Source organism: Bacillus infantis, assembly GCF_050107595.1.
Taxonomy (GTDB): Bacteria; Bacillota; Bacilli; order Bacillales; family Cytobacillaceae; genus Bacillus_AB; species Bacillus_AB infantis_C.
In genome coordinates this window covers 41,618-63,223 of sequence record NZ_JBNILH010000010.1, presented here as the reverse complement: position 1 = coordinate 63,223, position 21,606 = coordinate 41,618, and the positions used below count along the sequence as shown (strand labels likewise).

The following is a 21,606-nucleotide window of genomic DNA, read 5'->3' as shown; positions in this document are numbered from 1 at the left end:
AATGAAATGGACTTTGTTCAGAACTTACAAGACTCGATATATAGAGGTTTTATAAATCAAACCCATGGGAAATCGACGAAATATAAGCCGAAGTTATTGATTAACAATGCTCAAAATAAAGAGAATGTATTAGCATCACTACTTGAGGAACTTACTCATTGCAAAGACTTTTTCTTCTCTGTTGCTTTTATTACAGAAAGCGGCTTGGCTACACTTAAGTCGCATCTTTGGGATCTGAATCAAATAGGGATTAAAGGCAGAATATTAACATCTACCTTCCTTCAGTTTAACCAGCCTAAGGTCTTTAAGGAGTTAATGAAGATTCCCAACTTGGAAGTCAGGGTTACTTCTCTGAAAGGCTTTCATTCGAAGGGATATATCTTTAAGCATGAGACTCATTATTCTTTAATCGTTGGTAGCTCTAACCTTACAGCTCAGGCATTGAAGGCTAATTACGAATGGAATGTAAAACTTAACTCTCATGAAAATGGAGAGATCGTTCATCATTTTGTTCAACAATTTGAGGAAGTCTGGAAAGAATCTGAACTTTTAACAACTAAATGGGTTGAAGAATACGAAAAGCTCTATCAAGGGCCACCTTCCTATGGTTCCCAAGTCATTGAGCTCCCAAGTCAATACCAGACTAATTCACTTGAAGAAGCTCTTAAAGTACAGCCGAACAAGATGCAGGAAGCAGCTCTTCAAAGTATCCAACAGGTAAGAGAGCAAGGCAAAGAAAAAGCACTTGTGATCTCCGCAACGGGAACGGGGAAGACTTATCTCTCTGCTTTTGATGTTAGACGTTTTGCTCCAAAGAGAATGTTATTTATCGTCCATCGTGAACAAATTTTACAAAAAGCGAAAACGGATTATCAGAAAATATTAGGTGGGGCAGACAGGGACTATGGTATTTTATCGGGGAATTCCAAACAGCAGAACGCCAGATATCTGTTTGCTACCATCCAGACACTTTCCAAGGATAATGTTTTACATGAGTTTGATCCTTCAGAGTTTGATTATGTCTTAGTGGATGAGGTTCATAAAGCTGGTGCCAAATCCTATTTAAAAGTGATAGATTATTTTAAGCCGAAATTTCTAATGGGGATGACAGCTACGCCGGAACGTACGGATGATTTCAATATTTATGAACTGTTTGATTACAATATTGCTTATGAGATTCGTTTACAAGAAGCACTTGAGGAAGATATGCTTTGTCCATTTCATTATTTTGGTGTAACGGATTATGAATATGATGGACAATTACTGGATGAAACAGCTGCGTTAACAAAACTGGTTACAGAAGAAAGAGTGCAGCATATCCTTGAGAAAATAAACTACTATAGTTATTCGGGAGAAAAGGTAAAAGGGTTAATGTTCTGCAGTGGTAAAGAAGAAGCAGCAAAACTCTCTGAAGCACTCAATAGTCATGGTCTTCATACAGTTGCTCTTCTAGGAAATCACTCTCCTGAGGAAAGATTACTCAGAGTTAACCAACTTGAAAATGGAAGCTTAGATTATATTATCACCGTTGATATTTTTAATGAGGGTGTTGACATACCAAGTGTAAATCAGGTGGTCATGTTAAGGCAGACCCAATCAAGTATTGTCTTTATCCAACAGCTTGGCCGTGGACTAAGGAAGCATGATTCAAAAGACTTCGTTACAATCATTGATTTTATCGGAAATTATAAAAATAATTATCTCATTCCTGTCGCACTGTCAGGTGATCGTTCCCAGAACAAGGACAATATACGCCGACGTACAAAGGACACTCACTATATTCAAGGTGTATCTACCATAAACTTTGAGGAGATCGCCAAGAAGCAGATCTTTAAGGCCATTAATGATAGTAACTTAACTGCCTTAAGGATTCTACGAGATGCTTACACGGAATTAAAAAACAGAATCGGTAGGGTACCGTATCTATACGATTTTATAGAGCATAACTCGATTGACCCGGCAGTTATTGTTATGGAACATACAAATTATTATAAGTTCTTAAACAAGATTAAAGAAGAAACACCTGAACTATCAAAGTATGAATTTGATATATTGACTATGCTTTCTCAAGAGGTGTTGAATGGAAAAAGGAAGCACGAAATCATACTCTTAGACCTATTATTAAAGAGCGGAAAAGTAACAAAGGAAAGGTTTGTTGAAGAGTTGGCTACTCAGGGTTGTCTTACTAGTGAGGAAACCATTAAGTCTGTAGAAAGAGTTCTGGATCTTTCTTTTTACACGCAAAATTCGGTGAAGAAGTATGGTCATCAGCCAATAGTTCAAACTAAGAATGACATTTACACTTTTAATGAGACTCTTCAAGAGAAACTGTCTTCCAATGCTTACTTTCAACTGTTAGTAGGAGATATTGTAAAAACGGCAATGGCGAAAAGTGTGAGTTACGATTGTTCACAACAGTTAACGCTATTTCAAAAATACTCACGTAAAGAAGTCTGTAAACTACTAAACTGGCAGAATGATGAAAGTGCAACGGTCTTCGGCTATAAAACAAAGCACGGAACTTGTCCAATCTTTGTTACGTATCATAAAAACGACGACATTGAATCTAGTGTTAACTATACTGAAGAATTCATTAACCAAGAGACTTTTAGATGGTCCACCCGAAGTAATCGAAGGTTGGAATCTGATGAAGTACAAACCATTCTTAACGCTGAAAAGCTGGGGATTGACCTACACCTTTTTATAAAGAAAGACAATGATGAAGGTACAGACTTCTATTATTTAGGCAAAGCCACCCCAGAGCTAGGTAGTGAAGAAGAAGGAACAATGATAAACGACAAGGGAAGGGAATTACCTGTCGTCCGAGTGAATTTGAAATTAGAGAATGAAGTTGAATCTTCTTTGTATCATTATTTGATAGAGGATAAATAAGAGCCAAGGGGACAGGTCCCTTGGCTCTTTTTATTGTAGGCCCAGGTGCCTGTCCCGGTGGCCCTGCTGCGGCAACGCGTGGGAATTATACCCTTATTTATGGGTTTATTTGGTATAATTATAATAACACAGATATAGCCGGAATCGTGGTTGCGTATAGAGGAGGACTCCATGCTTAATAAATCCTTAGAACTTTCAAAGCTTGAAACAACAATCAGTAGAAGGCAGAAAGAACTGTTGGAGTTGGAACAAAAGATAGAGGAAAAGAAAAGGCTGCTGAAGCAGTTAAGTAGGAAAGTCAGAAAGTATGAAGAATCCAATGCTGCTGAAAAAGAAGTAGCTATAGCGGAAGCAGTAGAACCTGTCCGTGGTTTTGAAAGGAAGATAGGAGTTCTCGCCAAGACAGACTTGAAAAACCTTTTGGAAAGTGGCCGTGTTCCACTATCTGTGATAGAGAATTTGAAGGACAAAAGATACTCGAAAAATACCTTTGACCTGAATTTTCCTTTGCTGAGAGAGGTAACAGACATGGGTAAAATTGATGAACTTAAGATGGATCATACTGGGCGGAGCCGGTATTATGCTAAGCCTGTTAGGGTTTTGGGGAAGAAGTATTTGTTGTGTTCGCAGTGGTATGAGTATAGTAGGTCTAGGTTGGTTGGGTGGATTGGTAAGTATAGATAACTACTTTCAGTCCGGTTGATTATGTTTACTATATAAAGTGTAAATATATATTCCTTTTAAAAGGGGGGACTTCTGTTGAAGCTATCGTACTATCTATTTAATGAGAATGTAAGGACATTTAATCAGATGATACTACCAAATAAAGTTAATGAGGAGAATAACTACTTTGAATTACAACCTACGGAAGCAGAAAGGGATTTCGAATTTAAAGTTTTTATTCAAAGAAATAGATCAAGAGAGCCAAAATGGATTACCTTTCTTGAAGGGGATTTACAAATACCAAATAAGAATGAAATCAAAAATATTGTTAACTCATTTGTCATATTAGTTAAGGTAAACAAAGATAACGTGCCATACTTTTTTGCTGTTACTGGGGGCTTTGGGTTTACAGCAATAAATAAAAACAATTTAGAAAACAATTTTGGATTGAAGGTAGCCTTAAATTCAATTGATACTAAGGAACTTAAGGCTTTTGATGTGAGGAATATTGATTTGAAAACGAGACAGAAAAGAGTACTCTTTAATAAGGGGAGTGAAATTGGAGAATTTGATTTAGATTTTGAGCAAGATCTTATAAATCTTGTTTCGGGAAAATCAAGAAGTCAAGAATTTGGTACATCAGTAAGGGGTTCTACTTCTTCATTAAGTTTAAATAGCGATATCACTTTTTCCGGATTAGGAGAGAAATGTCTACAAATATTGAATTTATATTTAAGTGAAGACTACAAGGAGAATTTTGGATTTATTGATAACGTTAGAATAATCAAAGATCCTGAAATAGTTAATGCGTTAAATGAGAATTTGTTTGCTGCTATTCGTAATCGTCAATGTGATAACCTCTCATTGGCTTATCCAGATATGATTGAATATGAAAGGTGTTCCTTCTATCAGATCAAACGTGGGCGTAGACAAAAAGAAACTTCTGAAATCACGTTAGAAGATTTGTACGCACTACTTGATTATGAAAATGTTACATTTGATTCACCCAAAGATATTGAAAAAATAAAAATTATTGGATTTGACGAAGCTAATAGTCCTGTTACTACATCAGTATCGCTAAATCACTTTTTGATCTATCAAACTGAGCATAATCAAGATACCTTCATTTTTTCGCTTAATAATTGGTATCAAATTGATACCGACTATATTTCGAGGATTAATAATGAAATGATGGAAATACCATTAATAGAAGATGATCATTTTCTTACTGTAATTCAAACTAATGAGTCGGAAGGCAGCTATAACGAAAGACAGGATTCAGAATACTTTCTATGCTTAGATAAGCAAAATTTTCAGGTGGCAAATTCGAGAAGTAAAATTGAAGTTTGTGACCTATTGTCAAAAGATAAACATTTTGTCTGTGTGAAAAAAGGAACTAGGTCAGCGACTTTAAGTCATCTCTTTGCCCAGGGTTCTGTATCAATGGTTTTATTAAAGGACTCGTCCGAGTATCGGGAGTATGTGGTAAGCCAGGCTACGCTAAAATTCCCGGAGGAAAATTACACAATTGAAAACTTTCCGTACAGCGAATGTACCCTTGTTTATGCAATTTCTTCTGCAAATCCGTCAGACATTAGAGCGACTTTACCATTCTTTAGTAAAGTAAACCTTTTGCACCATGTTAGCCTTATTAGAAGGTTAGGGATAAAAGTGGCTTTATACAAAATACCAGTGCATGGAGAAATAGAGGATACTAATGAAGGTGAAGAGTTATAGTTAACATTTTTAGTGAAGCCAAGGGGACGGATACCTTGGCTCTTTTTGATGGTGAGACGAGGGGCTTGTCTCTGTTGCTCATATTCGACAGAGTCTCATCATTTGAATTATAAAGCAGAATATATGGTTACAGTTCCGAATGTCAGAAAACTCTTCTTCTAACCTCCTCTATATTAATAATATCCCTCGCAAATTCAACAAGCTTATACTTCCCTAAATACCTTAAAAATGTTTCTTTATGAGTTCACCAGATTAACCAAGATGGTATAATGGTATTAATTTACATTATTGGAGGCGTATATTAATGGTAGATAAGACTCATTGGCATGGGAACCATATATCAATTTATGAAAAGCAACAAATTGAATTAATAAATAATTGGAAAAATGAAAAGCCTAGTGTGTTAGACCAAGCCTTTGGTGCTGTTTTAAAACCAGTAGCTTGGGCAGTTGAGAAAGTAATACCTGATAAAGCTATTCAAGGATTACTAGATGGAGGAAATGAAGTTGGAAGATTCCTTGCTGATACAAAAGACATAATAAGGGATGGGAAAGTCACAAAAATAGAAGATCTGAAATATAAAGACTTAAAACTTTCTGATGACTTAGCAAATGAAGTACATAATTGGGCAATAGGGCTAGCAACTACTGAAGGAGGGATAGCTGGATTTTTTGGTCTACCTGGGACAGTTGTAGATGTACCAACAATCATAACTTTTTCTTTAAGGACAATCCATAAAATTGGATTATGTTATGGTTACGATTGTAAGACTGAGGAAGATAAAAGATTTGTTTTGGGAATCTTAGCCGCTTCAGGAGCTAACAGTGTTGAGGAAAAAACAGCTGCAATTTTGGCATTAAAATCAATTCAAAATACAATAACAAAGCAAACTTGGAAGAAAATGGCCGAAAAAGCTGCGCAGCAACCCTTTAGCCGAGAAGCAGCAATAATAGCTGTTAAAAACTTAGCTAAACAACTAGGTATCAATATTTCTAAGAGGAAGGCCTTGCAAGCACTCCCCGTAATCGGGCTCGTTGTGGGAGCATCTTCCAATGGATGGTTTATTAAGGATGTAGGATGGGCAGCGAGAAGAGCTTTTCAAGAAAGATGGTTAATTGAAAATGAAAAAATTATTGACATGGATATTTTATAAAAATAAGAATTAAAGCGAAAATATTCAATTAACATTTGTTTAAAAAAACTAACGGAACTGTTCTTATGAGGAATGGATCTATTTATTGTGGAAAAGAGTTGGTCTTTTAATAGTTGGTTTGATTTAGACTAACGCAAGACTATTTAAAAAGGGTGAATAAAATGTACTTACATGAATTACAAAATGTATTTGGTGCTTCAGCGACTTTCCGTGATGGTCAAGATCTTGCTATTGATAGTATTTTAAATAAAAAACGCGTACTTGTTGTCCAAAAAACTGGTTGGGGAAAAAGCTTAGTCTATTTTCTTGCCACAAAGATTTTACGACAACGTGGAGAAGGTGTCACGCTAATTATTAGCCCTTTGTTGGCATTAACTAGAAATCAAATTGATAGTACAAATAAGTATGGAATAGTTGCGGAATGTATAAACGGTCAAATTAATAAAACAAAAGAGGAAAGGGCTAATGTTGTTGATCGATGTAATGAAGGTAAATGTGATGTTCTTTTTATTACACCAGAGCAACTACAAAATGAAGATTTTGTTAACCTTTTATCACAACTTGAGATTGGCCTATTTGTTGTTGATGAAGCACATTGTATATCAGACTGGGGTCATGATTTTAGGCCAGATTATAGAAGGATCCATAATCTTCTTCAAATACTACCGAATAATATTGCAGTTTTGGCTACCACTGCTACTGCAAATAATAGAGTCATTGCTGACATAGCAAAGCAACTAGGTGAGTGTGAGGTTGTTCGTGGAGATTTACAACGAAAGTCTTTACATCTTCACAAAATCTATTTGCCAACTGCTGAGGAAAAATATGCATGGATAGCGAAGAACTTAGATTATCTAGAGGGTTCAGGGATTATTTATGCTACAACGATCAAAGAGTGCGAGCGGCTGGCAGTATGGCTTCGGCAAAATGCCATTACTGCTAGTGCTTATCATAGTGGACTTGATGAAGAAGTGAAAATCGATCTTGAAAATAAACTAATTAATAATGAAATTAAAGTATTAGTCTCCACTATTGCGCTTGGTATGGGCTATGATAAGGAGGATATTAGCTTTGTCATTCATTACTACACACCTAAATCTGTTATTGAGCATTATCAGCAAATTGGACGGGCAGGAAGAGGTATAGATCAAGCTGTGTGTGTACTACTTTATGGTGGAGAGGAAGAAAATAGAATTAACGAGTATTTTATTTATAATTCTTTCCCTAAGCAAGAACAAATCAATCAAGTGATCAATTTTTTAGACAGAAACGATGAGGTTAAGAAGTCATCTCTTGAGCAAGAAATGAATATTAAGTCATCAACCCTAGAACAAATCTTAAAGTTACTTTTAATCGAAGGAATCATAGGAAAGGATTCGAGGGCCCGATATTTCCGAACATTAAAACCCTATGTCACACAACAGAATTATTATAATTCTGTTATTGATAAAAAGGTTCGTGAATATAAAGAATTACTCAATTTTCAACAAACACAGGAATGCCAGATGGCTTATTTAACTAGTGCATTGGATGACCCTGATCCAAGAAGATGTGGAATATGTAGTACTTGCCTGGGAGATGCTTGGAGTTTAACTAATGATGTTTTAACTAAAGACGATATTGATAGGGTTTCTCAATTTTTTAAGAATAATTATATTTTAATCGAACCTCGTAAAAAATCTTCGGTAACTAATAAGAAGTTAGATTTTATCCATAAGGATGGGCTTGCTTTGAGTTATTATCATGAACAGTTGGGGCAGGAAGCTCGTCGTGGTAAATATGTTGACAACAACTTCTCTGAAGTAATTGTTGATGCTTCAGCAGATAAGTTAAGACGGTATTTAAGAGGGAAAGAAGTAGATATAAAAGAATTAGTAATTATTCCTATACCGTCTAACCGAAGACCGAAACTTGTTCCGGAGTTTGCACAACGACTTGCAAACACTTTACAATGTAATTACCTTAATATTTTTGCGAAAAAATCAAATGAACCGGAACAAAAATCACTTCTAAATAGTCGCATGCAAGAGCAAAGTATTCGTGATCATTTATATATACATAAAAATATTGATATAAATGATAAAGTTATACTTTTAGTAGACGACTTTGTTGATTCAAGGTGGACTTTTACAGTGGCGACGGATTTACTTGGAGAAGTGTTTGAAAATATTACTATAATACCTTTTGCAATAGCAGATACTAGTAGTAGTGATTAAAATGAGGTGTATATATGGAGTTTACAAATAACGAAATCGCTACTTATTTATTTTGTGCGCAATTGACACAAACAAAGACAACGCCACTAACAATTCTAGAGTGGAATGCAGTTGTGAAATCATTAAGTGACCAAAAAATGCAGCCAGAGGCATTGTTCAATTTAACTCCTAGTGAATTACTGAAAACATTAACAAAAGCAACAGATGCACAAAAAGTGAAAATAATAAAAAAAATAGAGGCAAGACAGAAGTTGGGTATTTCAATGCTAGAACTAAAAGAAATTGACCATCAGGGATTTAGAATCATGTTTCGGTCTCAAATGCCAAATTGCTTAAAGAAGCTAACACAAAAATTTATCCCACCTTTTTTCTATTATGTAGGGGATGAAGCTATATTATTAAACCGCACCTTAGGTGTTGTGGGAGCTAGAGATGCAAATGAAGGTGAACTATCTCAAACAGCTGAAATTGCAAAGGAAGCAGTTTCAAACGGAGTAGTAATAGTATCAGGTGGAGCAAGAGGTATTGATACAACAGCAGTTGAGGCATCTTTAGAAAATGGTGGCAAGGCAATAATTTTTCCGGCAGATGGCTTATCAAAATGGGTAAAAAAGAGTGATATCCGGAACTATATTTTAAATGGACAACTACTTTTAATGTCTTCTCAGAGGCTAGAAGCACCATTTTCTGGATCTTATGCGATGCAGCGAAATAAGTTTATCCATGCACCTTCTAATGCTGTTCTCGTTGCTTCCTCAAAGATTTCGGGAAATAAATCAAGTGGTACTTGGGAAGGAGTACTTGAAAATATTAAGCATCAGTGGTCACCTTTATATGTTTTGGGTAAAAGTGAAGGGGTAGAAAAGCTTAAAGCTGAAGGGTATGCAAAGGAATTCTTGTCATTTGAAGATGTTTTTACACAAAAAGAACCCATTGATAATAAGAACCATTTTGATATTGATGATAGTATAGTTTCATTAATAAAACTTGCTATTGATAAGGGATTGGATAAAGAAATATTAGAGAAAAAATTTCTTGATTTATCAGCCAAATACTATAAAGATAATGGGGATCTTATACAAAATAACCGACTTAAATCCCAAAATACTGATGCGCTAGAGCAAATAAGTATTGAGGAATACTTGTAAAAATAATTAGGTATAATGTCCGAAATACTATTAAAACAAGTCAGTGGGCGCATGAAGAGCCAAGGGAACAAATCCCTTGGCTCTTTTTGTGGCCAAGGGATTTGTTCCTCCAGCTTCCTCTAAAACTACTGATAGTTAACAAATCCCGGAGCAGGATCCAATTCCAAAACATCCTTAGGTGTCCTCAACGGCTCAACCTTTATATAAAACACTTTGAACCGCCGTACTGAATAGGCTGCTTCTGCACAAATTCATTGTATCCGGCTCTTTTAATGGCATTCAATCCAAGGCCGTCGAAATTGATGACAACTGCTGTGTTTTCTATGGGATGGGTGAGGTCCTTATTGATGAGGACATTTTCTAAGAATTGATGGACGATGACCATTTTTTCAGGCAGGCCATTGATACATATTCAATGGCCTCTTGAACTTCCTTCCCATCGACCGTGCCTTAATCTACTCCGGGAACTTGTCCTTCTTTGACTTGGAATTCGGTATCGATGGCTAACTGGGACCAGACCCCAAGGCACAAAAAAAGAGCCAAGGGACCAGACCCCATGGAACAACCTCCAAAAAAAGTTCCGCACACCATGTCCATTTCCCATTCACATCTATATATAAGAGGTGAACAAACAAAAAGGAGTGATTGGGGAATGCAGATGCAGATGAATGGGTGGACGCAGTTTGAGAGGCAGGTTCGGTGGAGTGAGGTATTTCATCATGTGGAAGATTTGCGGTTGTATTTGCTGCTGAAGAGTGATGCGATGGTGAAGGATGAGGTGCCGTGCGGTGAGTTAGTGCTGAATGCGGGGCAGTATGTTCGTTCGATCACTCTGCTGCGGGAGGATCTGTGGTTTTATAATGTGAAGAAGAAGGATTTTTACAGTCATTCGCGGATTCAGCGTTCGATTAAGCGGCTGGAGAAGCTCGGTCTGATTACGGCGGAGCGGTTTCCGCATGGGTTTTTGTTTACGGTGCTTGGAGTGGAGGAACCTGCGGATGGCGGAGAACTGGCTGAAATGGGTGTGGAGGAACCAGCAGATGGCCGTGAACTGGCTGAAGTGGAAGCGAAAAATACGGCAGAAGTACAGGCTGAAAACGGACATGATCCTTTTTTGCCGCCTGCACGTGAATCGGACGTGGAGGACTCGCGAATCGAACCTGAAGACACAATAGAGAAAAGAAATAAAAGAGAGAAAAGAAAGAATAAAAACAACAACAACAACAGCATCTCCGAAGATGTCCGGAGAGCAAAAATCGCTGCTGTTGCTGAACATTTCATGGTGAGGAGAGGCAAAGGATTTTTCCTGACAGCAATGGATTTGACAGCGATTGAAAGAATCTGTGAGTCTCCGCTATCGACTGAGCAGCTGACGGCGTTTATGGACGAGCAGTTTGACAAGGTGGAGCAGGGCGGTGTGCATGATACGATCAACAGCCCGAAATATTTGGAGAAGATCCTGGAATCGTATGAGCCGCCGGAGGTGCTGGAGCAGAGGCTGGAAGAGGCGCTTGCTGCATTGGGTGAGAGAGTGGAGAATGCATGACGCTGGAGGAGTTCAATAGGGTGATCAAGGAAATCCATCTTGCTTTTCCCGGAAAGCGGATGGACATTGAAACCCTTGAGATCTGGCATCGGCATTTATCGGAATGCAGGTATCCGGCCGTGAAGCAGAGGCTGGATGCTTATATCAGGCAAAATTCATACCGGCCGGCACTGGCTCATCTTTATGTGAGGGACGAGGCGGAGACAACTGTGCTGGACATGATGAAAGATTGGGAACGGGAAGGGGAGAAGAAGATTGGGGACAGAAGGTATAGGGATAAACTACGACCGCCTTGGGAGGAGTGATCAGCCGAGGGAGAAGCTGCTGGAGGCAGAAAGCATGATTCTTGGGGCAGTCCTGCTTGAGCCACAGGTGATTGAGCAGCTGACACTGGGACCGGAGCATTTCACACAGGCGGAGAACCGGCAGATTTTTTCCGCGATGAGGGCTTTGGAGAGCAAGAAACTGAAGATTGATATGGTCATGCTTGTGGAAGAGCTGGGGGACCAGATTGAGAATGCCGGTGGTGTGAGCTATCTTGTGGAAGTCGCCAATAGCTGTCCGACGGCAGCCAATCTTGATCAGTATGAACAGATTGTCCTTAAGTATTATCAGCTGGGCCTGATCCGCAAATCCGCCCACTATTTCCTTGGCGATTTTACCCCTGAATCTGCGGCAGAGCTTTATAAGACGCTCATCCAATACCACACCATTCATAACAAAGACAAAATGACGAAAGATGATCTTTTACTGCAGCTGTATGAATCGCTATATGAACAGAAGACAGGACTCCCGGGCGTGGACACTGGATTTGAAACACTGAATGGGCTGACAGGAGGCTGGAAGGAAGGGGAGCTCATCATCCTCGCAGCAAGGCCCTCTATGGGGAAGACGGCTCTCGCCATCCAGCTCGCCTGGGAGTGTGCAAGCAGGAACGGGATATCGCTTGTCTTCTCATTGGAAATGAGTGCCAAGCAAATCTTCCAGCGGCTGCTCTGCAGCCTGTCCGGCATCAACATGATGAAATGGCATAATCCACATAAATACCTGTCGATGGAAGAGATGGGGAGGATGCAGGAAGCCATGAACAGCGTGTATAAAGCCAATTTGGCCGTGGAGGAAAACGGTCTCGTCACCCTCATGGAAATCCGCCAGCATATCATGAACCTGAAGCGTGAGCACCCCACCGAGCCATTCCTTGTCGTGATCGACTACCTGCAGCTCATTACAGTCAAGGAGCGCTTCGACCGCCACGACCTTACCATCGGGTACATCACCAAGCAGCTGAAGAGCATGGCAAAGGAATTTAAGATTCCAATCATCCTCCTGTCGCAGCTGTCCAGGGGAGTCGAGTCAAGGGCGGACAAACGTCCCCGGCTCTCGGATCTGCGCGACTCTGGGAATATTGAGCAGGATGCGGATTTGGTGCTGTTTTTGTATAGGGATGTTTATTATGACAGTAAGAGTGAGGTGGGGAATGAAGTGGAGGTGAATATCGCGAAGAATCGGAATGGGCCGGTGGGGATGGTGAGGTTGGGGTTTGAGAAGGAGGTTGGGCGGTTTTGGGGGTGAGCCGGGGGGTCTGTCCCCCTGGCTTTTTTTGAGGTGGGGCCAGGGGGGCTGTCCCCATGAATTGCTAACTTATATGATGAAATTTAAAATAAAAAAGGTTTTTTACAACTTTTTTTATTTTTTTTCGTTCTTTTAGTTGAAAGGAGGGACAGGGATGACAGATGAAGAGTTAATTGAAGAAATTCAATCGGGGAGTAAAGCAGCACTTGAATCCCTCATTCGCAAATACTATTACGAAGTATATAACTTTATTTATAGGAGAACACATCAACAGCCCTTAGCTTATGACCTGACGCAAGAAGTTTTCTCGAAAGTGTTCTTATCCATCTCTTCTTATAAAGGTGAAGGTAAATTTCGCAGCTGGGTGCTAACGATTGCTTTAAATCAGATAAGAGATTATATGAGGTCAAAACAAGTGACCAATAAGAGCATGGAAAATGAGTGGATAGAAGAATCCTTTGAAGATCAGAAAGGAAATGTAGCATACCTATACGAGAAAAAAGAAGAATCTAGAGAAATAATAAAAGCTTTAGGTGAATTATCTGACTTTCAAAGTGAAGCCATTATTTTAAAATACTTTCATGGTTATAAATATTACGAAATAGCAGAAATGACAAAGACAAAAGAAACCACTGTAAAATCCCGGGTTTTTCAAGGTCTCAGAAAATTATCCCAGATTTTAAGGAGGCATGAAAATGAAGGAAGAAATCAATCAAACTGAATTGGAAGAAATTGAAAAAGAAATTGAAGCTTACTTCTCTCTTTATAAAGTTCCGCCGCCAGCAGAACAGAAAGTAAATGAAACGATTGCCAATGTAAAATACTTGATGGATGAAAATAAACAGTCAATAAAACAAAGTAATTTTTCTAGGTTAAGAAATGAACTGAAAAATTTAAATATACAGCTCATTATTTCTCAATTGATAATCCTTTGTTCAAGTCTATATGTCTTACTATCATTTTCTCCTCGTGCCATGCTTGGCTTCGTATTTTGTGTTGCGCCGTTATCTATGGTCCTGGGATTGACTGAATGCTTAAAGAATAAAACATACCAAATGACAGAACTGGAAATGACTTTTAAATATGGAACTGGACAGCTGTTCCTCATGCGCTTTATTTTAGGAACAATTATTCACTTTGTTACAGTTACTCCTATGATTATATTATCAGGATTTTTAGACTTTGAATTTCTAACAACGCTGTTAATTGTCTGGCTGATACCTGCTCTTACTGTAGCTGTTTTATTTTTATTGATTTCTTTTTATCTTCCTTCACGATTAAATATTGCAGCCTTGATTATTGTCGCATGGCTGGCAGGGTCTTTATTACTATCCGCACAACAGCAGGTTTTATATGAATGGATTTCTTTGCCTGTGACAATTCATGTAATAACACTCGTTATTTTAGTATTCAGTTTGTATAAAATCATCGCTAAATATCAGGAGGAATACAGCAATGGAATTGAGTATTCGATCAATTAATAAATCATACAAACAAAAGCAAGTTCTCCGTGATATTTCTTTAACTTTTACACCCGGAGTATATAGCTTTTTAGGTGCCAATGGTTCTGGAAAAACCACCCTTATGAGAATCATTATAAATGTGCTTAAACCTACTTCTGGTGAGGTTTTGTGGAATGGCAGAGAAATAACAAAGCTGGGGGAAGAATATCGGGATTTATTAGGTTATGTACCACAAAATATCGGATTTTATCCAAACATGAAAGTTCGTTCTTTTTTAGAATACGTCGGTGCTTTAAAAGGAATTGATAAAAAGGAAGTCCGAAAAAAAGCTGATTATTGGCTGAAGCAAGTAAATCTTTATGAAGAACGTAATCAAAAGATTCGAAAGTTATCAGGCGGAATGAAGCAGCGTGTAGGTATTGCTCAAGCTATGTTAAATGATCCTAAAATTCTGATCCTTGACGAGCCGACAGCTGGTCTTGACCCTAAAGAAAGAATTAGGTTTCGTTCTTTGATTGCCAGTTTATCAGTTAACAGGATTGTTCTTTACACCACACATATTGCAAGTGATCTAGAAGGACTGACAGATTATGTATGCATTTTAAAGGAAGGAAGACTTGATCAGCTGGATCGCCCTGAAGAAGTGTTACAGACGTTAAAAGGAGAAGTATGGGAGTTACTGATTGGGCCAACAGAACTCCATCATATACAGAGTCAATACAAGGTCGGTGCTATTGAAAAAACAGGCGGGCAAATTAGGGTGAGAATCTATCACAAAGGTCAGCCAACCCCTGGAGCAGTTAGCATAGAACCAACATTAGAAGACATTTATTTATACTATTTTGGAGAGGGTCAATAATATGTGGGAACTAGTAAAATGGGAGTCCAGGCATCTATTTAGGCAAAAGGCTATTTATGTTGTTTTATTTTTAATTGCATGCTTTATATTTCTAGGACATAGCGTAATTGATACATCATCCAAACCGGCTTATGATGAATTAGAAGGACCTATAAGCAAACAAGATATTACAGAAGCAACTGCAGCAGAGTCAACAGCACCTTCCTATTATTCCAATCCTTATTACACAGTTTTGTATGCTGAACAGTTGTCAATTCTGCAGAACGAAAAAATTACTGAATTAAAAAAAGCGTTAAGCAATACACCTAATGATCCGGAAATCAAAAAGGAAATTGAATATAGGAATAATCTTGATGTCTTGTATTTAACCAATTATCAGTTACCAGAATTGGTAGTTGAATATTTAAGTAGTGAAGGTGTTATATTTATGGGGGCGCTCCTCATAATTGGTCTTTACTCTATATTTTCAAGAGATGAAGTTACAGGAGTTTCACAATACACTCTTACATCTAAGTATGGACGGACAAAGCTTGTGACAGCTAAAATCATGGTCTCATTCATTTATACTCTTGTTGTTTATCTAGTTGTAACTCTATTTACGTGGACTTATCAAATATATCGTGCCAGTGCAAATATTAGCTACTGGAAGTATGCCTTTGAGGGTTGGGAAGCACCCATTCAATTTTTAAGTGAGTTAACTGTATCTCCATACCCCTTTTCAATTATGGAGTATCACGCCATACAGTTAGGATTCTTGTTTTTGGGGAGTCTGGCATTAACATTGATTTTCTTAGCAGTGTCATCTGTATCTAAAAATTCTTTCATTAGTTTTCTATTTTGTACAGCTATATTTTTCGTCCCAATCATCATTGTGGATATCGTAAAAGCTGTACCAAGAATAGGATGGCTAAACGCTATTTATCCATACAGCCCTACATATACCATGAAAGCAGAAGCACTATTCGGCACTTTTAGAAGTATTCATGCAGGGTCTCTAGTAGTTATTGGACCATACCTTGCTCTAATAATCACCATTCTGTTTATTACAGGGAGTATTCTATTTTTAAAATGGTATGTTGGAAATCAGAAGGTAATTTGAGCCAGGGGGACAGACCCCTTGGCTCCTTTTGAAACTGGGCCAAGGTACCTGTCCCCCCGGCCCGGACAAGCCCCATAGCTCTCTATTGATAATTAACAAACCCCGGAGCCGGATCCAATTCCAATACATCCTTAGGTGTCATCAACGGCTCATCCTTCTTATAAAACACTTTGAACCCGCCGTACTGAATAGGTTCCTTTTGCACAAATTCATTGTATCCGGATCTTTTGATGGCATCCAATCCATGGCCGTCAAAATTGATGACTACTTCTGTGTTGTCTGTGGGTTGTATGGAGTCCTTGTTGATGAGGACATTACCTGCGAATTGATGGACGATGACCATTTTGTCGGGCAGTCCATTTTCGGCTGTTAGGTTTGATACATAGTCAATTGCCTCTTGAATTTCCTTCCCATCGACTGTGCCTAAATCCACTCCGGGAATTTGTCCTTCTTTGACATGGAATTCGGTATCGATGGCTAAATGGACGAAAGGCAGTTTCAGGTATTTTTCCAGCGATTTGACTTGGTTCATGACGGTGTCACGGGCAAGCTGGATATCCAGGATCAGCAGGGCGTTGTTTTCTTCGGCCAGTTTCGCGTATGTTTCAATATCTTCAGTGGCTGTCGGGTGTATGTAATCACCATCATCTCCCGGGCTCCGCTGGGCGACGGTCGAAATCAGTTCAATCGCCGGGATGGCTGGCCGTTCAGGATTCAGTTCGGAATACTCCTTGGTTTGGGCCAGCAATTTTTCCATAAAGACCTCAGGAGTGTATTCTCCCAGGATTCCCATGTTTTTCGAATTGGGATGCCCATAATAGGAAACTATTCTATGTTCCTTCAGCGGTCCGTCTGTTTGATCTTCGGCACCAGCTGCCAGGGTCTGACCTAAAGGAACGCTTCTCTTCGTGCTGCCTCCATGTGCCTGCGTCTTCGGCATTTCCTCAAGCTGCTGACTTGTATAATGGGTTTTCAGCGGCTTTGCCCCTTCAGAAGGCTCGATTGCCTTATATGAAGCTTCACGTGCAAACCTGGGTGACTTTGCAGCTTCATCAAGCGTATACTGCATCTCACTAAGAGGCAGCTTCGACTCTTCAAGCATCTTTGATCCTTCCTCTGACGACGATACCGATTGCGAGCAGCCTGCTAACATCAAATAGGGGATGGCTGCCAGACAAGCCCCTGTTCTCAATCTCTTATTCACGTAATCCCACCTAATAAAAATTTATAAGAGGTCCCTTGGCCCCTTTGTGGTTGGGCTGGGGACCTTTCCTGTTAGTCTCTATACCCTCAGGAAGGAAATCTATTACACTATGATAACATTCATTGAGATGTATCGCCTTTGACAACATTTTTTTCAACCAATCACAAAAGGTGTCTCGCAGAATGGCAGGCTATTTTCCAATTAACGACTGCATTACGTAGTTTAAGTACATTTCTCAACATTTTATCCTCCATCATTCGTAATTGATAAAACAATTAAAAATATAAACATTCGGATTATTGTTCGATAATATATTTCCTTTGTCTAATACCAGATTAGTTTGTTTGATTTAATAATTGACCATTCGTCCGATTAATGTTAGTATAACCGATAGATATTAAGTTATTTTTTGACATTTGTCGGACGATCGTCCGAATACTCCTCAGCAGGAGTGGTTTTAAATAGAAAAAAATTAATTATTGTTTGTCGAGGAATTGCAGGGTTAGCTATGTCGCTATTCTTAAAAAAAGCTAACATCAAAAATGTAATTTATGAACAAACTGCTTTTAGTAAAGTAGGGTTCACTTTGTTATTCACCCTTGATATTTTCAAGTTTTATAGAGGAATTAAGATTTTTCCAGGAATGTAAATGGGATTTTAGATGCCTCTGAAAGGAGAAAAAACAGAGTTAAATTGGTTTTGGAGGTTTTATGTCAATGCTTTTTAGATTTAAAGGTGCCATGATCTTACTGATGTTAAGTATGTTAATGTCGATGGCAGCATTTGGTTTAGTTGTCCCGGTTATGCCCGACTACATTAAAATGTTAGGGCTTAGCGGAATGTTGCAGGATTTCTAACTGCTGCTTTTGCTGTAACACAATTGCTGTTTCGATATATTAGGAATGTATGTATATTCTTACTGGTTCAGAATCTTAGTTTTATAAACAGGAATGGGGTAATTTCTTGAGAATCAACTTAGTTAAAGGCAGCCTTATTAAAAAAATGGTACTAGCTGTTGTAATAAGTTTATTTGTTAGTTCTCAAATTTCCACACTAATTAATGAGCAAATTGATAAAGTGGTTGATGGAAATATAGGCGTTTTAATAAATACATTTGTTTCTTTGTTTGTTGGGACTTTAATAATATCTCTATGTACCAAATTTCTAATAATTAGAAGGCTTGAAAAAGTTATGAAGGAAATATCATTGGCCGCAAATGGTGATCTGACAGTACATATTGCAGATAATTCAAAGGATGAAATTGGCCAGTTGTCTTCCTCCTTTAATAAAATGGTGGGAAATATAAAGGATATTATAAAAAAGACTAATGATACTGCATCTGGGGTTTCTAGCAATTCTAAAGAGTTTAAAATTAGTATCGCTGAAAATAGTAATTCCATTGAGAATATTTCAAGATCCATTCAAGCGATCGTTTCTGGATCAGAATTACAAGTGGCGAACGCCCAGGAATTAACGAATACATCAAAAATAATTAGTGAAAATATGAATCGTTTGTCTTCTACTATTCAATCTGTATCAACTGTATCTAATGAAACAAATAGTAAAGCTGATATAGGACTAGATCTCATCCAACAGGCTATTTTAAAGATGGATGAAATTAATGATTCAGTAAAGGAATCCGCCAGCATCATAAACAAGTTGGGCAGGACTTCACAAGAAATTAGCAAAATAGTAAGTCTTATTACAAACATTACGAATCAAACTAATCTGCTTGCGCTAAATGCTTCCATTGAAGCAGCTAGAGCCGGAGATGCAGGGATAGGTTTTGCTGTAGTAGCTAAAGAAGTTAGATTGCTCTCAGAGGAATCCGGAAAAGCAGCTCATGACATTGAAACCTTAGTTAATGATATCTTACGTCAAACTCACGATGCAGTAGATTCTATAAATAACGGAACTCAGATTGTTAACGACGGTAGAAGTATGATTAGTAAAACAGGGAGTGTTTTTGAAGATATAGCAGGATATGTGCAAGAAATTTATAAGCGAACGGATGAAGTTATCGACAGCATAAAGATACTGGGAAATAATTCGGAAAATTCTTTTGGAATTATTACCCAAAATACAAATATAGCAGAACAAACATTAGATAATTTACAAAGCATAGCAGAGTCTGTTGCCGAACAATCTATATCTAATGAAGAGATATCAGTATCAGCAGCAGCTTTAGATGGAATGTCCAATAATTTAATAGATGATATTTGTAAATTTAAAATATAAAGGGTTTGCATTTGAATTAATGTTCTACTCTTCAAGTAAAAGTAAGAATGGCCCTCTTTCTTGAAATGATATACCCAGTCACTTTCACAATATCTTCTATGGAGGTTGCTCTATAACCCTATCAGCCAATATTACTATTGCTGAATCAGCTATCTTTTTTGGTTCGTCGGATTGTTAGAGCAATATGCTTGGTTTTTAACTAGAATAAGGAGGGGGGTCTATTCCATGGAAATTGCAATAGATTTTATACTGGAGTATGGATACGTTGCAGTTACTCTGCTATTGGCTTTAGGAATTGTGGGACTGCCTATTCCGGACGAGTCCCTTATGCTGTTCATCGGTTATCTTTCTTCAATTCATTTACTTAGCTATTTTCCTTCTATTGTATTCTGCTTGATAGGCTCTGTAACAGGTATGCTGATCAGTTATATGATTGGCAAACAAGTCGGCTTCAAAGTTGTTGTAAAGTTTGGTAAATGGGTGGGGTTAACTCCCAAAAGATATGAAAAGGTTCAGCATTGGTTCATAAAATTCAGAGGCTGGACTGTATTATTTGCTTATTTTATACCAGGTATAAGGCATGCGGCCGGTTACATTGCGGGTATAACGAAAATGCCTTTTAAGAAATATCTCATGTTGAGTTGTGCCGGTGCCTTGATCTGGAGTGTACTGTTTATATCCATCGGATACGTAGTCGGAGATAAATTGGCGGATTTAAAAGGAGTTAGTTAAAGATGGATCAAAAAGGCAGTTTACTTCGTATATGCCAGATTGTTACTTTATTTTTTGTTGTTATTTATTTGGCCAGTAAAGTTACCTTTATTTTCAAGCCAGTTGTCTCATTAATTCAAGTCATTACCATACCATTGTTATTATCGGTTTTTTTCTATTATTTACTTAAGCCGGTGGTTGGATATTTGGTAAGATATAGACTGAATAGATCTATAGCCATATTGCTCATTTATGGAGTTTGTCTTGTGATATGTGTTGCCTTCGGCGCTGGAATTTGGCCCTCATTGCGAATGCAGGTAATGAATTTTATTGCTAATGTCCCATCCATGTTCAGTTCACTTCAAACCATTATAGAAGGTTGGGAGAAAAGCGGACTCTTCGCCTATATTTTTCCTGAAACTACAGATACAATTCCACAGTTAACCGAAAATCTGAACTCGGGTCTAGCCCTGTTGGAAAACTATACAAGGGATTTCTTCGAATTTATATCAAATTTCGCTATGGTCCTGATTATCTTTCCAATCTTATTGTTTTTTATGTTGAAAGAAGGGGATAAAATTGGCACAAGTTTGACAAATATTGCGCCGATTAGATTTCGGACGGACTTGAGGGAAGTTTTAACTGAGATCGGGAATGTATTAGGTGGATTTATTATTGGGAGAGTAGTGGTTAATCTTATCTTAGGCATTCTGATGTATATCGGTTTCCTTATCATTGGATTGCCATATGCCCTTCTTCTTACTGTCTTTGCTGTGATTCTTAACTTCATTCCTATTATTGGTGCCCTTGTTTCTACGGTTCCTATTGTAATTGTAGCCTTATCTCAATCTCCTAGTATGGCTCTCTGGTCAGTTGTAGTGATATTCATTTCACAGCAAATTCAAGATAACCTGGTTGGGCCTTATATCTTTGGCAGGCAATTGGATATTCATCCGGTTACTACTATTATCCTAGTTATGGTCGCATCCAAAATCGGTGGAATCATCACTATTTTGATTAGTATCCCAGCTTACTTAATAGTAAAAATTATTGTGGGACGCATATACAGGATTTTCTATAAGGTAAGTTGGGAAAACCTTTAATA

General features: G+C 38.1%; 17 protein-coding genes. 16 read left to right on the top strand and 1 reads right to left on the bottom strand.

Annotated elements, in window-relative coordinates; all coding sequences use genetic code 11:
- The first annotated feature begins 6 nt into the window (after positions 1–6).
- From ACQCVH_RS19435 to ACQCVH_RS19375, 13 genes are all read left to right on the top strand, one after another.
- Complete coding sequence (locus tag ACQCVH_RS19435) at positions 7–2,892, top strand: DEAD/DEAH box helicase (protein ID WP_426837256.1); 2,886 nt, start codon at positions 7–9, stop codon at positions 2,890–2,892.
- 171 nt (positions 2,893–3,063) lie between these two features.
- Entirely contained in the window at positions 3,064–3,576 is a 513-nt protein-coding gene (locus tag ACQCVH_RS19430; protein WP_426837255.1) for a hypothetical protein, read from the top strand.
- 75 nt (positions 3,577–3,651) lie between these two features.
- Positions 3,652–5,292, top strand: a complete 1,641-nt coding sequence (locus ACQCVH_RS19425) for a DUF6119 family protein (RefSeq protein WP_426837254.1) — start codon at positions 3,652–3,654, stop codon at positions 5,290–5,292.
- A 304-nt stretch (positions 5,293–5,596) separates the two neighbouring features.
- On the top strand, positions 5,597–6,445 hold the full coding sequence (locus ACQCVH_RS19420) for an EcsC family protein (RefSeq protein WP_426837253.1): 849 nt from the start codon (positions 5,597–5,599) through the stop codon (positions 6,443–6,445).
- A gap of 161 nt (positions 6,446–6,606) precedes the next feature.
- Positions 6,607–8,661: a RecQ family ATP-dependent DNA helicase gene (locus ACQCVH_RS19415; protein ID WP_426837252.1), complete on the top strand. Its 2,055-nt coding sequence runs from the start codon at positions 6,607–6,609 to the stop codon at positions 8,659–8,661.
- A gap of 14 nt (positions 8,662–8,675) precedes the next feature.
- A complete protein-coding gene (locus ACQCVH_RS19410; RefSeq protein ID WP_426837251.1) occupies positions 8,676–9,809 on the top strand; it encodes a DNA-processing protein DprA in 1,134 nt (377 codons plus the stop codon).
- Positions 9,810–10,461: 652 nt separating this feature from the next.
- Positions 10,462–11,355, top strand: a complete 894-nt coding sequence (locus ACQCVH_RS19405; protein ID WP_426837250.1) for a hypothetical protein — start codon at positions 10,462–10,464, stop codon at positions 11,353–11,355.
- A gap of 20 nt (positions 11,356–11,375) precedes the next feature.
- Positions 11,376–11,660 (top strand): hypothetical protein, encoded by a 285-nt coding sequence (locus ACQCVH_RS19400; RefSeq protein ID WP_426837249.1) that lies wholly within the window; start codon positions 11,376–11,378, stop codon positions 11,658–11,660.
- The gene (locus ACQCVH_RS19395) at positions 11,611–12,927 is read left to right on the top strand and encodes a replicative DNA helicase (RefSeq protein ID WP_426837248.1); all 1,317 of its coding nucleotides are present in this window, start codon (positions 11,611–11,613) and stop codon (positions 12,925–12,927) included. Before ACQCVH_RS19400 ends, ACQCVH_RS19395 begins: the two co-directional genes overlap by 50 nt.
- A gap of 154 nt (positions 12,928–13,081) precedes the next feature.
- Entirely contained in the window at positions 13,082–13,648 is a 567-nt protein-coding gene (locus tag ACQCVH_RS19390) for an RNA polymerase sigma factor (protein ID WP_426837247.1), read from the top strand.
- On the top strand, positions 13,623–14,408 hold the full coding sequence (locus ACQCVH_RS19385) for a hypothetical protein (RefSeq protein WP_426837246.1): 786 nt from the start codon (positions 13,623–13,625) through the stop codon (positions 14,406–14,408). The genes ACQCVH_RS19390 and ACQCVH_RS19385 overlap by 26 nt, the downstream gene beginning before the upstream one ends.
- Positions 14,383–15,249: an ABC transporter ATP-binding protein gene (locus ACQCVH_RS19380; RefSeq protein WP_426837245.1), complete on the top strand. Its 867-nt coding sequence runs from the start codon at positions 14,383–14,385 to the stop codon at positions 15,247–15,249. Before ACQCVH_RS19385 ends, ACQCVH_RS19380 begins: the two co-directional genes overlap by 26 nt.
- 1 nt (position 15,250) lies before the next feature.
- On the top strand, positions 15,251–16,348 hold the full coding sequence (locus tag ACQCVH_RS19375; protein ID WP_426837244.1) for an ABC transporter permease: 1,098 nt from the start codon (positions 15,251–15,253) through the stop codon (positions 16,346–16,348).
- 82 nt (positions 16,349–16,430) lie between these two features.
- Here the strand turns inward: ACQCVH_RS19375 and ACQCVH_RS19370 are convergent, their stop codons facing one another.
- Positions 16,431–17,552, bottom strand: coding sequence for a hypothetical protein (locus ACQCVH_RS19370; protein ID WP_426837243.1), 1,122 nt, complete (start codon positions 17,550–17,552; stop codon positions 16,431–16,433).
- Between the two features lie 963 nt (positions 17,553–18,515).
- On the opposite strand from ACQCVH_RS19370, the gene ACQCVH_RS19365 reads away from it, so the two are divergent.
- From ACQCVH_RS19365 to ACQCVH_RS19355, 3 genes are all read left to right on the top strand, one after another.
- Positions 18,516–19,790: a methyl-accepting chemotaxis protein gene (locus tag ACQCVH_RS19365; RefSeq protein ID WP_426837242.1), complete on the top strand. Its 1,275-nt coding sequence runs from the start codon at positions 18,516–18,518 to the stop codon at positions 19,788–19,790.
- Positions 19,791–20,015: 225 nt separating this feature from the next.
- Positions 20,016–20,522 (top strand): DedA family protein, encoded by a 507-nt coding sequence (locus ACQCVH_RS19360; protein WP_426837241.1) that lies wholly within the window; start codon positions 20,016–20,018, stop codon positions 20,520–20,522.
- 2 nt (positions 20,523–20,524) lie between these two features.
- Entirely contained in the window at positions 20,525–21,604 is a 1,080-nt protein-coding gene (locus ACQCVH_RS19355; protein WP_426837240.1) for an AI-2E family transporter, read from the top strand.
- Positions 21,605–21,606: the final 2 nt, after the last annotated feature.

Bases quoted from the DNA above. Each gene is read 5' to 3' on its own strand.
- ACQCVH_RS19435 (WP_426837256.1), top strand. From the start codon at position 7: ATGGACTTTGTTCAGAACTTACAAGACTCGATATATAGAGGTTTTATA.
- ACQCVH_RS19430 (WP_426837255.1), top strand. From the start codon at position 3,064: ATGCTTAATAAATCCTTAGAACTTTCAAAGCTTGAAACAACAATCAGT.
- ACQCVH_RS19420 (WP_426837253.1), top strand. From the start codon at position 5,597: ATGGTAGATAAGACTCATTGGCATGGGAACCATATATCAATTTATGAA.
- ACQCVH_RS19415 (WP_426837252.1), top strand. From the start codon at position 6,607: ATGTACTTACATGAATTACAAAATGTATTTGGTGCTTCAGCGACTTTC.
- ACQCVH_RS19410 (WP_426837251.1), top strand. From the start codon at position 8,676: ATGGAGTTTACAAATAACGAAATCGCTACTTATTTATTTTGTGCGCAA.
- ACQCVH_RS19405 (WP_426837250.1), top strand. From the start codon at position 10,462: ATGCAGATGCAGATGAATGGGTGGACGCAGTTTGAGAGGCAGGTTCGG.
- ACQCVH_RS19390 (WP_426837247.1), top strand. From the start codon at position 13,082: ATGACAGATGAAGAGTTAATTGAAGAAATTCAATCGGGGAGTAAAGCA.
- ACQCVH_RS19385 (WP_426837246.1), top strand. From the start codon at position 13,623: ATGAAGGAAGAAATCAATCAAACTGAATTGGAAGAAATTGAAAAAGAA.
- ACQCVH_RS19380 (WP_426837245.1), top strand. From the start codon at position 14,383: ATGGAATTGAGTATTCGATCAATTAATAAATCATACAAACAAAAGCAA.
- ACQCVH_RS19375 (WP_426837244.1), top strand. From the start codon at position 15,251: ATGTGGGAACTAGTAAAATGGGAGTCCAGGCATCTATTTAGGCAAAAG.
- ACQCVH_RS19360 (WP_426837241.1), top strand. From the start codon at position 20,016: ATGGAAATTGCAATAGATTTTATACTGGAGTATGGATACGTTGCAGTT.
- ACQCVH_RS19355 (WP_426837240.1), top strand. From the start codon at position 20,525: ATGGATCAAAAAGGCAGTTTACTTCGTATATGCCAGATTGTTACTTTA.